The 13,336-nt window shown below is 57.4% G+C and carries 13 protein-coding genes; all 13 read left to right on the top strand.

Translation table 11 applies throughout. From position 1 onward, the window contains the following. The first annotated feature begins 46 nt into the window (after positions 1–46). The 13 genes from ACUM6F_RS08270 to ACUM6F_RS08210 all read left to right on the top strand — a co-directional run bounded on the left by ACUM6F_RS08270 (position 47) and on the right by ACUM6F_RS08210 (position 13,313). Positions 47–823 carry a response regulator gene (locus tag ACUM6F_RS08270; RefSeq protein WP_425621854.1) on the top strand — a complete coding sequence of 259 codons (777 nt, stop codon included), beginning with the start codon at positions 47–49 and terminating at the stop codon, positions 821–823. Between the two features lie 160 nt (positions 824–983). After that, positions 984–1,175 carry a ferredoxin gene (locus tag ACUM6F_RS08265; RefSeq protein ID WP_425621853.1) on the top strand — a complete coding sequence of 64 codons (192 nt, stop codon included), beginning with the start codon at positions 984–986 and terminating at the stop codon, positions 1,173–1,175. Positions 1,176–1,322: 147 nt separating this feature from the next. Then, a complete protein-coding gene (locus ACUM6F_RS08260) occupies positions 1,323–2,417 on the top strand; it encodes a glycosyltransferase family 4 protein (protein ID WP_445348942.1) in 1,095 nt (364 codons plus the stop codon). 71 nt (positions 2,418–2,488) lie between these two features. Next, positions 2,489–4,678, top strand: a complete 2,190-nt coding sequence (locus ACUM6F_RS08255; RefSeq protein WP_425621851.1) for a hypothetical protein — start codon at positions 2,489–2,491, stop codon at positions 4,676–4,678. Further along, a complete protein-coding gene (locus ACUM6F_RS08250; protein ID WP_445348941.1) occupies positions 4,671–5,432 on the top strand; it encodes a fumarylacetoacetate hydrolase family protein in 762 nt (253 codons plus the stop codon). The genes ACUM6F_RS08255 and ACUM6F_RS08250 overlap by 8 nt, the downstream gene beginning before the upstream one ends. A 124-nt stretch (positions 5,433–5,556) precedes the next feature. Continuing rightward, positions 5,557–5,937 (top strand): adenosylmethionine decarboxylase, encoded by a 381-nt coding sequence (gene speD / locus ACUM6F_RS08245; RefSeq protein WP_425621849.1) that lies wholly within the window; start codon positions 5,557–5,559, stop codon positions 5,935–5,937. Between the two features lie 261 nt (positions 5,938–6,198). Further along, positions 6,199–6,927, top strand: coding sequence for a demethylmenaquinone methyltransferase (locus ACUM6F_RS08240; protein ID WP_425621848.1), 729 nt, complete (start codon positions 6,199–6,201; stop codon positions 6,925–6,927). Positions 6,928–7,052: 125 nt separating this feature from the next. Continuing rightward, positions 7,053–8,498 (top strand): menaquinone biosynthesis decarboxylase, encoded by a 1,446-nt coding sequence (locus ACUM6F_RS08235; RefSeq protein ID WP_445348940.1) that lies wholly within the window; start codon positions 7,053–7,055, stop codon positions 8,496–8,498. Further along, positions 8,488–9,348: a UbiA-like polyprenyltransferase gene (locus tag ACUM6F_RS08230; RefSeq protein WP_425621846.1), complete on the top strand. Its 861-nt coding sequence runs from the start codon at positions 8,488–8,490 to the stop codon at positions 9,346–9,348. Before ACUM6F_RS08235 ends, ACUM6F_RS08230 begins: the two co-directional genes overlap by 11 nt. 141 nt (positions 9,349–9,489) lie before the next feature. Then, positions 9,490–10,593 (top strand): aminofutalosine synthase MqnE, encoded by a 1,104-nt coding sequence (mqnE, locus tag ACUM6F_RS08225; protein ID WP_445348939.1) that lies wholly within the window; start codon positions 9,490–9,492, stop codon positions 10,591–10,593. Next, positions 10,593–11,438 (top strand): menaquinone biosynthetic enzyme MqnA/MqnD family protein, encoded by an 846-nt coding sequence (locus tag ACUM6F_RS08220; protein WP_445348938.1) that lies wholly within the window; start codon positions 10,593–10,595, stop codon positions 11,436–11,438. Before mqnE ends, ACUM6F_RS08220 begins: the two co-directional genes overlap by 1 nt. Next, on the top strand, positions 11,431–12,501 hold the full coding sequence (mqnC, locus tag ACUM6F_RS08215; RefSeq protein WP_425621843.1) for a cyclic dehypoxanthinyl futalosine synthase: 1,071 nt from the start codon (positions 11,431–11,433) through the stop codon (positions 12,499–12,501). The genes ACUM6F_RS08220 and mqnC overlap by 8 nt, the downstream gene beginning before the upstream one ends. 134 nt (positions 12,502–12,635) lie before the next feature. After that, positions 12,636–13,313, top strand: coding sequence for a DUF4198 domain-containing protein (locus tag ACUM6F_RS08210; protein ID WP_445348937.1), 678 nt, complete (start codon positions 12,636–12,638; stop codon positions 13,311–13,313). The last annotated feature ends 23 nt before the right edge of the window (positions 13,314–13,336 follow it).

Raw genomic sequence — 13,336 nt, 5'->3', positions numbered from 1 at the left:
AAGCAAAGTAACGGTGAGTCGAAGGAACTGCGGAGGTGCGGTTTCTGTGAGTAGTAAGGAAATACTTGTTGTTGACGATTCTCTGCTGCTAAGGCTCACAATAAAGAACGCTTTTGATGCCAGAGGCTACCAGGCAACGGTACTCGGCAGTGGTGAAGAAGCACTTGCCGAAATAAGAAGGCGGTTACCGGAGACCTTTAGTCTTGTGATTTTGGACGTTATTCTGACGGAAATGAGCGGGTTAGAAATTTTAAAAAGCTTACGAAGTATTCCTGGTTATGCCGAGGTACCAGTCGTGATAGTAAGTGTGGATAGCAGTGTTTCTACGATCAAGCAGGCGCTACAATTGGGTGCCGCTGATTTTATCAGAAAACCATTCAAAGTGGAACAGCTCATCCAACGCGTGGAGAAGCTTATGAATCCGTTCCGAAGAGACGAAGCTAAACTGAGCCAAGACTTTCATAAGATTCTAAGACAGGAAATAGAAAGAGCTAGGCGGGGGAAGACATCGCTGACTCTCATCTTGGCGCAGCGGGGGCAAGCCTCCTATGATCAAACTTCCAAAGCAGCGAAGGTCATCCGGCAGAAATTGCGGGAGATAGACACTGTCTTACCGTTTGGTCCCAGCGTACTGGGAATTGTCTTGCCGTTAACAGATAACAGTGGCGCCGAAGTGGTGGCAGGAAAACTGAAGACCTGGTTTAGTACACTAGACAAAGAAAAGTGGTATCTGGCTATGGCGACATTCCCTGCTGATGGCAACGAAGACGGGGAGTTGTTTAAGTTAGTGCGGAAGCGTCTAGCCGAAGAACTAACGAATTAGCGAAAACAATCCCAGCCAACCGAGGGGCGTGACCCGCAAAATGATCCACGCGCCGTGATCAACTTCCGCTGCCAATCTTTTTTGCGCCTGTATAGTTTGGATGGCCTTAAGCCAAACTAGCGTTTAGTCCGGGACTAATCTAGTTTGGAGGTTGAACGATATGCGAGTGGAAGTTGATCCCGAACTCTGCATCAGTTGCGGGGCTTGTATCGATACCTGCCCGGAGATCTTCGACTGGAACGATGAGGATAAGGCCGTGGCCACGACCCAGGACGACCTTCGTGAAGACCTGGAGGACTGTGCCCACGAAGCTGTGGAGAGTTGCCCGACCGAGGCCATCAGGGAACACTAGATAAAGGGTTTCGAAATTACGCGTCCAAAGCCTTCCTCGCCGGAAGGCTTTTCCTTTTGGGCCGCGAATCTTCATTTTCGAAACATACACTTGGTGAGAGAAATGCAACCTTCGATTTTATACGTCGTCCGTCCAGCTGCCGGAGGGATGAGGAACCACGTCCTGGCCCTGGCGGAATGCGCTTCCCGTAGCGGCTTCAGGGTTTACGCAGCTTGCCCCACGGAGGAGATGGCCCATAAACTCGAGCGGGCGGGAGCGGCCGTTTTTACCATCCCGCTCGCCGGGGAACTGTCTCCGGTCGCCGATTGGCGATGCGTCGGGATGCTGTCCACCTTCATCAGGCAATACGGTGTAAACCTTGTGCACGCGCACGGCTCCAAGGCCGCTCTGGTGGGCAGGATGGCTGCCCGCCTGACAAAAACCCGCTGTGTGTTTACGGTACACAATTCCATCTTTTACGAACACTGGCCAACGTGGAAAAACCGTCTTTTTGCCCGTATCGAAAGGTGGCTGGCCGGGTATACCGACAGCATCATCACCGTGTCGGATGCGTTAAAGAGGGAATTGGCCGAAGTCCAGGGTGTTCCGGCAGGCAAGGTGACCGTTATTCATAACGGCATCAGGCTTTCCTTCTTTAAGCCCGACAGGGAGGCTCGTCAAAGGGTCAGGTCCGAGCTGGGCATCGCCGATGAGGAAACGGTAATCGGTACGGTCGCCCGGTTCGCGGTGCAGAAGGGGTTAAAGTACCTGATCCAGGCGGCGGCCATGCTTAACGCGGAAGGATTTACCCGCACGCGCCTGGTAATTGTGGGGGACGGGCCCCTGCGCCCCGAACTCGAAGAGGAAGCATCAAGGTGCGGGGTCGAGGCGATCATGCCGGGGTACCGCAACGACATCCCGGCTGTGCTGTCTGCCTTTGACCTATTCGCCCTGCCTTCGATCACGGAAGGACTGCCGCTGATTGTTCTCGAAGCCATGGCTACGGGGCTTCCCGTGGTGGCGACGTCGGTGGGCGGGGTGCCCGAGGCTGTAGCCCATGGGACAACCGGTCTCCTGGTTCCGCCGGGCGACGCCGGGGCGCTGGCCGGGGGCTTGGCCATGCTTCTGCAGCACCCGGAAACGGCCGGGAGGTTCGGCACTGCGGGCCGAGAAAGGGCCGCCCGGGAGTTCAGCGAGGAGCAAATGCTGACCCGTACAATCAGCGTATATAACGAGTTGCTGAGTGCTCAACGTAGTCGGTAGTCAGAGGTCAATATCTCAAAGCTTATAGCTTAGTGCCTAGTGCCTAGTGCCAGTCAGGGGAGGTTTATTTATTGTCCGTATTACGTTATCTGCTGGTTCCGGTTATGGTCCTGGCACTTGTTACGGGCGCATGGGCCCCCCAGGCCGTCGCGGCCGGTGACAGGGGCAGGGTTGTCATGGTCGTTCTTGATCGCGCCACCCTTGAGGACTATAAACAACTTCACACCCTGCAGGAAATTCCTGCTTCTTGGGGCTTGCTTAATACCAACACAGGAGGCATCCGTAACGTTGAGAACACCCACGCGACTATTGGGGCAAGCAGCAGGATCATCGCTACGGAGGGAGGGTTCAAAGCTTACAATGCCCTTGAACCGTGGGGGGATGAGCCTGCACTGGAGGGGTTCAAGCGGCTTACGGGTTTTGAAGCCAAGGCAACGAACGTTGTCCACCTGGGCATCGCCAGGATCATCCGGGAAACCGAGAACCTTCGTTACGACGCTCTTCCCGGTGCCCTTGGGTCGGTATTGCATCAAAACGGCCTGACCACCTGTGTGATCGGCAACGCCGACTGGAACGGGGTGTACCGGCGGCACGCCGTGACGCTGGCGATGGACAGCCGGGGCATCGTTGATTGCGGTGATGTCAGCCGCAAAATGCTGCTGTTTGATTCCTCTTTCCCGGGGGCCTACCGAACGAACTACGACGTGATTTTCGACTCGTTCCGCAAGTTTGCCGACAGCAGCCTGGTTGTTATCGAAACGGGCGATCTGTCCCGTCTCGATGAAGCGCGGAAGGATGTACTGCCCTCTGTGCTCGAACAGCAAAAAAAAGCCGCGCTGGAGAGGGTGGACGGTTTGCTTGCCGCCATCTACAAGGAACTCAAGCCGGACAGGGATCTGCTGATCGTTGTAACCCCCACGCCATCTACCGAAGCGATTATCGACGATAAAACGTTAACCCAGGTGGTGATTGCCGGCTCCGGTTTCGGTGAAGGACTGCTCACCTCGCCGGCGACACGCCGGGAAGGAGTCGTTCAGAACATCGACCTTGCCCCCACTGTTTTAGCCCATCTTGGATTGAATCCTTCACGCGAAATGCATGGGCGGGCGATGTCGTCCATCGGACAACCGGATGCTTTGGAGCGCCTGGAGCAGCTTAACCACCAGATCGTTCTAAACCATCAGATAAGGGTTCCGATGATCAAAACCTATATGGTGCTGCAGATTATCATTGTTTCCTTGTTTATCTTGAGTATCCTTGCCCGGGGTCTGCGCATCGCCGACAGGTTTTTCCTTCGCCCCGTGCTCCTGGCGATTATGGCCTTCCCCGTATCCGTCCTGCTGACAGCGGCCTTCCCTTACAGGTCGGCCGGGTCCCTGATAACGATACTGGTTCTGGCCATGGCCGTCATCGCCGGGACCACCATCCTTCTGGGGCAGCGCAACCCCATTAAGGCCTTCTTGTTTATATCTTTGCTGACGGCCGGGGTCATTATCGGGGACCTGTTTTCGGGTTCGGTGCTGCAGAAGTTCGCCATCCTCAGTTACGATCCCAGCGGCGGGGCAAGGTACTACGGATTGGGTAACGAATACATGGGCATCCTGACCGGCAGCACCATCCTTGCCGCCGCCTCTTTCCTCAGCCTCAGCCGGCACCGGCCGGGCGGTCTGCTGTTGGTGGCCCTGTTTTTCGCGCTGACCCTCTTTGCCAATGCTCATCCGGGGCTGGGAGCCAATTGGGGAGGCACGATCACCGCCGCAATAGCGTTTTTGGTTACGCTTTTACTGTTCCTCGGCGTGCGCTTCACCGCGCGAATCGTTTTGGGCGGCCTGGCCGTCCTTTTGATCCTGCTGACGGCTACGGCTGTTTTTGACGCCTCCCGCCCGGCGGAGCAGCAATCGCACATCGGCCGGGCGGCGCGGCTGGCTTTTGAAGGCGGTATCGCCGAAGTGTTCCGGCAAGGGTCCGACCTTGTCGCCCGAAAGGTGAGCATGAATTACAAGCTTTTCCGCTATACCATCTGGTCCCGGGTCTTCCTGGCCAGCCTGGCGGCTTTCGTGTTCCTGTTTTTCAGGCCGCTGGGGAGGATGCAGGACCTGCAGAGGAACCATCCGCTGCTTTTCAAGGGTTCGGTGGGGATTGTCCTCGGCAGTATCGTCGCGCTTGTCGCCAATGATTCCGGTATTGTTGCCGCGGCAACCACGATGATCTTCGGCGCGCCCCCGCTCCTGTATTACTTTTTGGAGGACGAGGATGGATAGGTACGCGCGTTTTAAGGACGACACGGGCAGGGTCTTCTACGCGGCGGTGGAGGGAAAGAACGCCCTGCCCCTGACAGGAGAGCCATGGCTGGGCGGGAAGCGGATCGGGACGGTCGTCCCCGTCGCCGGGCTGCAGCCCCTGGCGCCCGCGGAACCTGCCAAGATTGTCTGCGTGGGCTTAAACTACCTGGACCACATCGCCGAGTTCAACAACGAGGCTCCGTCCGAGCCGGTGATTTTTCTAAAGCCGCCTACCTCGGTTATTGGGCCCGGTGCCGACATCATTTATCCCGAGGGCGTCGGCCGGCTGGATTTCGAAGCCGAACTGGCCGTGATCGTCGGTGGCAAGGCGAGGATGGTCGGCGAGGCGCAAGCACAGGATTACGTCTTCGGGTACACCTGCGCCAACGATGTCACCGCCCGCGATTTGCAAAGAAAGGACGGGCAGTGGACCAGGGCGAAGTCTTTTGACACATTTTGTCCCCTGGGGCCATACATTGTTTCAGGACTGGACCCCGGCCGGCTCAGGATTGAAGCCCGCCTGAACGGTCAGACCAGGCAGTGTTCGTCCACCGGCCGGATGCTGTTCAACCCGTTTCACCTGCTGAGCTTTGTCTCCCGGATAATGACCTTGTTGCCCGGGGACGTTATTCTTACCGGTACTCCCAGCGGCGTAGGGCCGATGCAGCCGGGGGACAAGATAGAGGTAGAAATCGAAAACATCGGCAACTTAATGAATATGGTTGCCCGTTAAGCTAGACCTAAAATTTTGTTGACATTGCATGGAGTTATGCTACAATTGAATTTGGCTGGAATTAGCCAATCCTGGCAATCTGTTGCGCCGGGCAATATAAGTGAAAAAGGGGGAGATAATGTCAATGAAGCCTTTGGGGCGCCACATCCTGGCTGAAATTTACGGTTGTGATTTTGACGCTCTAAACGATGTGAAGAATGTGGAAAAGACAATGGTCAAAGCTGCTCTGGCAGCCGGAGCCGAGGTTCGCGAATACGTCTTCCACAAGTTCAGCCCCCAGGGGGTAAGCGGTGTAGTAGTTATCTCGGAATCCCATCTAACCATCCATACCTGGCCGGAACTCGGTTACGCGGCAGTCGACGTCTTTACGTGCGGCGACAAGGTCGATCCATGGGACGCGTGCAATTACCTGACGCAGCATTTTAAGGCCAGCCACGTCAAAGCCCAGGAGACCGTCCGGGGCATCATGCCCGACAGCATGGAACTGAAGGCAGTAAATCAATAGGGGGGATATTTATTAGTACCAATCCTGCAAAGGATTTTAGCGTGAAGTGAGGACCCTGCAGAACACACACGGGTAGGCATCTGCAGGGTCTTTTGTTTGTAAACGCGTGCCGCGGGGATTTGCGACCGGTGGCAAGAGGGAAGCGGGTCGGCCATCGAGAATATACACACGATCTTAGGAATATCCTGGCACGCTTTTTATTTTATATAATGGATGCGTAGGTCCGCTGGAACTTACGCCAGAGTAAAGGGGTTAAAGCAAGTGGAGTTTAACGACACCCGCCAGAAAGAGGAGTTCGTGCACCGCACCTTCACGGCCATCGCCCACCGGTATGACCTGCTCAATACCGTCTTGAGCTTCAACCAGGACAAGTACTGGCGCCGTTTCACGGCCAGGAAGGCCGGGCTGAAGGAAGGCGGGACAGCCCTCGACGTGGCATGCGGGACGGGAATGCTGTCTTTCGAGCTGGCAAGGATTGTCGGTCCTACCGGCAAGGTCGTCGGCGTCGACTTTTGCGAGAGTATGCTCCAAAAGGCTGGGGAAAACTTGCTCAAAACCCCGTACTCGGGTATCGTGGAGTTCAAATGGGCGAACGCCATGGAACTGCCCTTTGCGGACAATGCCTTTGACTGTGCTACCATGGGTGTGGCTTCGCGCAATATGCCCGATCTCCGCAGGGTCTTCAAGGAAATGGCCAGGGTGGTGCGGCCCGGCGGAAAGGTCGTGAACCTGGATTTCTCCAGGCCGACCATGTTCGGGATGAAACAGGCGTATAACTTTTACCTTCACCACCTGATCCCGCTGATCGGCAAACTGGGGGTCGGGCAGGACGGGCCGTACAGCTGGCTTGCCAAGTCCCAGGTTGATTTTTTGAACCAGGAAGAATTTAAAGCGCTGCTCGAAGAGATCGGGCTGGTCGACGTAACGTACTATAACCTGACGGGCGGGGTAGTGGCGGTCCACGTCGGAACAAAGGTTGCAGACCGCTGATACGTTTAGATTGCTTCATTAATCCTACACCTTACACCCTACACCAACGTTACAGGTTACGCTAGCGGAGTTCAAGAATAGAAGACTATTGCCGGATGCCAACGTTTTGCTAGGAGGAGATTGGCGTGGCCTTTAAGGACCTGCGGGAATTCATCGACGTCCTGGAGAAAAAGGGGCTCCTCAAAAGGATTACGGTGGAAGTCGATGCCGAACTGGAAATCACCGAGATTACCGACCGGGTGGTTAAGTCGGGAGGACCGGCGCTTCTGTTTGAAAATGTAAAGGGCTATGACATTCCCGTGCTGATCAACGCCTTCGGGTCCGAGGAACGGGTCCGGATAGCCCTCGGGGTTGACAGCCTGGACGACATCGGCCGGGATCTCGTGCGTATCCTGCAGCCGACCGATCTCCCGGTTACTTTTCTCGATAAGCTCAAAGCCTTGCCCAGGCTGGCCGAACTGTCGTCTTTCCTGCCTAAAACGGTACGCACGGGCCCTTGCAAGGAAGTAATCATCAGGGACAAGCCCAGCCTGGCGAAGTTTCCGGTTCTTAAATGCTGGCCTGAAGACGCGGGACGTTTCATTACCCTGCCGCTGGTCTGCACCCGCGACCCCGAAACAGGGCACAGAAACGTCGGCATGTACCGCCTGCAGGTCTTCGACGACCGGACGACCGGGATGCACTGGCACATCCACAAGGACGGGGCCGACCACTACCGGACGGCCGAAAGGAAGGGACAGCGGCTTGAGGTGGCCGTGGCGCTCGGGGCCGACCCTACCGTGATTTATGCCGCCACGGCGCCGATGCCGAAAGGCCTGGATGAATTCCTGCTGGCCGGGTTCATCCGCAAGCAGCCTGTCGAGCTGGTCAAGTGCGAGACGGTGGATATCGAGGTTCCCGCGCATGCGGAGATCGTCCTGGAAGGCTACGTTGACCTCGGCGAGCGCCGCCGCGAGGGGCCCTTCGGGGATCATACCGGGTATTACTCGCTGGCTGACGACTATCCGGTTTTCCATATCACCTGCATCACACACCGGCGTAAGCCGATCTATCCGACCATCGTGGTCGGACGGCCGCCGATGGAGGATACCTATCTGGGCAAGGTTACCGAGCGGGTTTTCCTGCCGCTGATCCAGATGGTGCTGCCGGAGATCGTCGATATGAATTTCCCGTTGGAAGGCGTTTTTCACAACTGCGTTGTGGTCTCCATCAAGAAGCACTTTCCCGGTCAGTCGCGCAAGGTGATGAACGCGCTGTGGGGTATGGGCCAGATGATGTTCACCAAACTCATCATTGTTGTGGATGAGGACGTCAACGTGCAGAACATGTCAGAGGTCTGGTGGCGCGTCTTCAATAACATTGATCCCCGGCGCGACCTGGTTTTCGCGGACGGGCCGCTGGACGTGCTTGATCACGCTTCCCCCCACGCCGTTTTTGGCTCGAAGATGGGTATTGACGCGACGCGGAAAGGTCCGCTGGACGGCCACACGCGCGAGTGGCCGAGGGACATCGTGATGGATGCTGCAACAAAGGCGCTTGTAAACAGGAAGTGGTCGAGCTATGGTTTCTAAGTTCCTCGGGAAACTGCGCGTCTTTTTGGAAATGATCAAGTTCGAGCACACCATCTTTGCGTTGCCGTTCGCCTACATGGGGGCGCTGCTGACCGAAAAGCACGTCCCTTCGGCCCACGACCTGATCTGGATTACAGTGGCCATGGTGGGCGCGCGCACGGCCGCGATGTCTCTTAACCGACTGATTGACCGGCATATTGACGCCCTCAACCCCCGGACGAGAAATCGCGCCCTGCCGGCCGGCCTAATCTCGGCGGTCGAAGTCTGGATTTATGTCGTGATCTCACTGGCGCTGCTTTTGGCGGCCGCCTACCAGTTGAGCCCGCTGGCTGTTAAGTTCTTCCCGCTCGTGGTGGCCATCCTGGTCGGGTATTCATACACCAAGCGCTTTACCTGGGCGTGCCATATCTGGCTCGGCGTCGCCCTCGGGTTTGCGCCCCTGGGCAGCTGGATCGCCATCGCCAACAGAGTGGATCTGGCCCCGGTACTGCTCGCGGCGGGCGTGCTTTTCTGGGTAGCCGGTTTTGACATCATTTACGCCTGCATGGACACGGATTTTGACCGAAAAAGCAACCTTAAGTCCATCCCGGCGCGTTTCGGCATCAGCTCGGCCTTGAAGGTCTCCAGGGTGTTCCACGTCTTGGCGCCGCTTTTGTTCCTGCTGGCCGGGATCGTCCTGAATATGAGCGCTCTTTACTTTGTCGGTGTTGCTTTGGCGGTTGTGATCCTTTTTTACGAGCATGCTATTGTTAACCCCGCGGACCTTTCGCGGGTGAATGTGGCTTTTTTCCATATGAACGCCGGGTTGAGTCTAGCCCTGTTCTTTTTTACGCTGTTCGCGGTGCTCTAGCCCGCCTGCGGGCTGTTAGTAACACTCGTACGGAAATTTCCCTTATGCATAGCGCCAATGCTTAGCGCACTTAGTAAAGCAAAGCATGTGAAGTTTTTTGTAGCGGCGTATATGGCGTATATAAGGTGGGTGTAGCGCGGAATGCAAGCCTTATTTATACAGGGCGACCTGAGGGACATCGTCGAAAAAGTCGTGGCCGGGGAGCGGCTGAGCCGCAATGACGGGATACGTTTATTCAAGAGCAACGACTTGCTTACCGTAGGTTACCTTGCCGATATGGTCCGCCGCCGTAAACACGGCGACCGGGTCTTTTTTATTGTCAACAGGCACATCAACCAGACCAATATCTGCGTGAACCTGTGCAAGTTTTGCGCTTTCGGCAAAGAAAAAGGGGGTGAAGGGGCTTATGCCCTGACCCTCGATGAAATCGAGGCCGCGGCCCGGGAGGCTTATCCGTTCGGGATCACCGAGGTGCACATCGTCGGTGGACTGCATCCCGACCTGACGCTGGACTACTATCTTGAAATGATGTGCCGGTTGAGGGAGGCGCTCCCCGGGGTGATTATCCAGGCCCTGACGGCCGTGGAGGTAGACTACCTGGCGCAGCAACACTCCATGAGCATCGAGGACGTCTTGCTGGCCCTGCGCCAGGCCGGGCTGGATTCGCTGCCCGGCGGCGGGGCGGAGGTCTTTTCCCCGCGGGTCAGGGAGTTGGTCTGCCCGAAGAAGATCAGCGGCGAACGGTGGCTCGAAGTGCACGAGACGGCGCACCGGATCGGCATGCGCACCAACGCCACCATGCTATACGGGCACGTCGAGACCATCGAGGAGCGGGTCGACCACCTGATCGCCCTGCGGGAACTCCAGGACCGGACGAAGGGGTTTATGGCTTTTATTCCCCTGGCCTTTCATCCTAGGCACACCCAGTTGGAGCAGGTGGTCACGGCCGGGACCACGGGTTATGAAGACCTAAAGGTCCTTGCGGTCTCCCGCCTGATGCTGGACAACTTTGACCACATCAAGGCCTTCTGGATCATGATCGGGCCGAAAATAGCCCAGATCTCCCTGAGTTTCGGGGTCAACGATTTTGACGGGACGGTTATAGAGGAAAAGATCACCCACTCCGCCGGGGCGGAAACCGCCCAGGCGATGGCCAAGAACGAGATTATCAATCAGATCAAGGCGGCAGGGCGTATCCCGGTTGAGCGCGACACGCTTTATAACGTCATCAGGGAGGGCTTTTAGTGGCCAGGGTCAGGTTGGGCCAGGTGGATTACCTGAACTGTCTTCCCGTGTATTATCCTTTGGAGACCGGCCAGGTCCAGGTCGACGTGGAGCTTGTCAAGGGTGTCCCGTCCAGGCTGAACAGGCTTTTTTTGGATGGCGAGCTCGATATCACTTCGGGCTCGTCGATCGAGTACGCGCGGCACCCGGGAGAGCTCATCCTCCTGCCCCTCTCGGTCAGTTCGGACGGCCGGGTAGGGAGCATCTTTCTCTTCAGCCGCGTTCCGGTGACGGAGCTTGACGGGAGGAGAGTCTGCCTTCCCGATACCTCGGCGACCTCGGTGGTCTTGCTGAAGATACTGTTCCAGCACTATTACCATGTCGAAGCCGATTTTGAGACCAAGCCCGATAACCTTGACGGCATGCTGAGCCAGGCCGACGCCGCCTTGATCATCGGGGATAACGCCATTATCGCCCGCCAGCGCGTCCTGGCCCAGCGCCTGCCCCTGTACGTTACCGACCTGGGCGAGGCCTGGAAGGAGTTCACGGGCGAGAGGATGGTCTATGCCACCTGGATGGTCCGGCGCAGGTTTGCGGAGGAAAGGCCTGAGGAAACACAGGCGGTCTGCCGGGCCTTACTGGAAGCCAGAGACCTCGGCGCGCTGCAGACCGCAACGCTTCTGGACGTGGCCCACCGCCGGACCGGCATCGACCGCGCCGTGCTGGAAGACTATTTCCGCCTGATCCGGCACGACTTTGACCGCGACTACCAGCGAGGGCTGCTGCTCTTTTATGACTATGCCTACAAAAGCGGCCTGATTGATGAGCGGGTGAAATTAGATATCTGGGAGGGAGAGCGTGCCTGATATCAAGGCCATTCTGGACAAGGCCCTTGCCGGAGAGCGGCTTGGCGAGGACGAGGGGGCGGCGCTCATTGAGGCCCGGGACCAGCTGATTCCCATCGGCAAAGCTGCGGGCGTCATCCGCGAGCGCAAGCACCCCGGCGGCCTGGTTACCTTTGTTATCGACCGTAACATCAACTATACCAACGTCTGCCAGTCACGCTGCCGCTTTTGTGCCTTCTTCCGGGAACAGGGCGATCCGGAAGCTTACGTGCTGACCTACGAAGAGATCCTGGCCAAAATCCAGGAGCTGGTCGATCTGGGCGGCACCCAGGTGCTGATTCAAGGCGGGCTACACCCCGAACTGGGCCTCGACTACTATACCGGGATGCTGCGGGCCATCAAGCGGGAGTACAACGTTCAGATCCATTCTTTTTCGCCGCCGGAAATCGTGCACCTGTCGCGCAAGTTCGGCTATTCAACCAGGAGGGTGCTTGAGATATTGAGGGAGGCCGGGCTTGATTCCCTCCCCGGCGGCGGGGCCGAGATCCTTGTAGACCGGGTACGTTCCCAGGTCAGCCCGCACAAATATTCCTGGCGGGACTGGATGAACGTGATGCGCGAGGCTCACGTAATCGGGATGCGCACCACGGCCACGATGATGTTCGGCACTGTCGAGACGCCCGCCGAGCGAGTCAAGCACATGGTCCGCCTGCGGGAGCTGCAGGACGAAACCGGGGGATTCACGGCTTTTATTCCTTGGAGCTTCCAGCCGGCCAATACCGAACTCGGCGTGACTACAGCCACGACCGTCGACTACCTGCTGACGCTTGCCGTAGCACGCCTGGTACTGGACAACTTTGCGAACATCCAGGCTTCCTGGGTCACCCAGGGGGAAAAGATAGCCCAGGTCGCTCTGGCCTTCGGCGCCAACGATTTCGGGGGGACGATGCTGGAAGAGAACGTCGTGCGGGCCGCGGGGGCCAGCTACCGCGTGCCGATGAATGAAATTGTCCGCGTCATCAAGGACGCCGGTTTCACCCCGGCCCAGCGCGCGACCGACTACAAGATACTTAGGACGTTTTAGCGATACACTATGCCCTACACCCTACACCCTATACCTTACACTCCGATACTTTAATACTTAGTTGGGTTTGTGCTTAGATGTTTCGTGAAAAAGTAAGACTTACAGGTGAGACTCTAGTTTGGAGGTATCGGACCATGGCCCCACACAACATATACCTCCGGTGCCCGGCCAGGGTGGAACCGGGGGAGACTGTCAACTGCACAGTGATTTACGGCCACTATTTTGACCGCGATGGGACGGTCGACCCGACGCGCTTGAAAATACAGCTTGCTGTGCCGGGAAGAGACATAATGGGCCTTGAAGCCGTTGCGGCCAACAAGGAGATAGGCGCCAGCTTCAAGGCCGACGAGCCGGGCGTGTATGTCCTGATGGTCGAGTATGACAACGGCGTCTGGTCGGTTGACAGGGACGGCCGGTTTCACCGGGGCGGGAAAGCGGACAACCCCGGTGTAGACGTCGAGCGCGTCGTCCATTACGTTAAATTCGCCAAGTCCGTAGTTGTCTGCGGGGAGGTCAGCCGGTGGCCGGGTTCCTTCAGCATGGAACTGGAGATCATCCCGCTCTCGCTCACCGACGGCGAAGTCGAACTCCTGGTCCAGCACGACGGGTACCCGTTGAATGACTGTAAAGTCTTTGCCCAGGCTGAGGGCCGCCCGATATCGCGCCTCGCCAAAACGGGGGAGGACGGAACAGCCGCAATGAGCCTGGCGCCTGGAAAATGGATGGTTGTTGTGAACCACGAGTGCCCGTCAGCGGAGCCTGAAGTGACACGCTCCCTGCAGGCCGTTCTCGTGTTGGAGGTCGCCGGTTGATCCGGGCTCTTGATAGTGGCTTG

The sequence above is a fragment of the Desulforudis sp. DRI-14 genome (assembly GCF_052618305.1).
This window is presented reverse-complemented; position numbering and strand designations above follow the sequence as displayed.

What these genes read in the sequence shown, in the direction of transcription:
- ACUM6F_RS08265 (WP_425621853.1), top strand. Translation starts at nt 984, where the DNA reads ATGCGAGTGGAAGTTGATCCCGAACTCTGCATCAGTTGCGGGGCTTGT.
- ACUM6F_RS08230 (WP_425621846.1), top strand. Translation starts at nt 8,488, where the DNA reads ATGGTTTCTAAGTTCCTCGGGAAACTGCGCGTCTTTTTGGAAATGATC.
- mqnE (WP_445348939.1), top strand. Translation starts at nt 9,490, where the DNA reads ATGCAAGCCTTATTTATACAGGGCGACCTGAGGGACATCGTCGAAAAA.
- ACUM6F_RS08260 (WP_445348942.1), top strand. Translation starts at nt 1,323, where the DNA reads ATGAGGAACCACGTCCTGGCCCTGGCGGAATGCGCTTCCCGTAGCGGC.
- ACUM6F_RS08250 (WP_445348941.1), top strand. Translation starts at nt 4,671, where the DNA reads ATGGATAGGTACGCGCGTTTTAAGGACGACACGGGCAGGGTCTTCTAC.
- ACUM6F_RS08210 (WP_445348937.1), top strand. Translation starts at nt 12,636, where the DNA reads ATGGCCCCACACAACATATACCTCCGGTGCCCGGCCAGGGTGGAACCG.
- speD (WP_425621849.1), top strand. Translation starts at nt 5,557, where the DNA reads ATGAAGCCTTTGGGGCGCCACATCCTGGCTGAAATTTACGGTTGTGAT.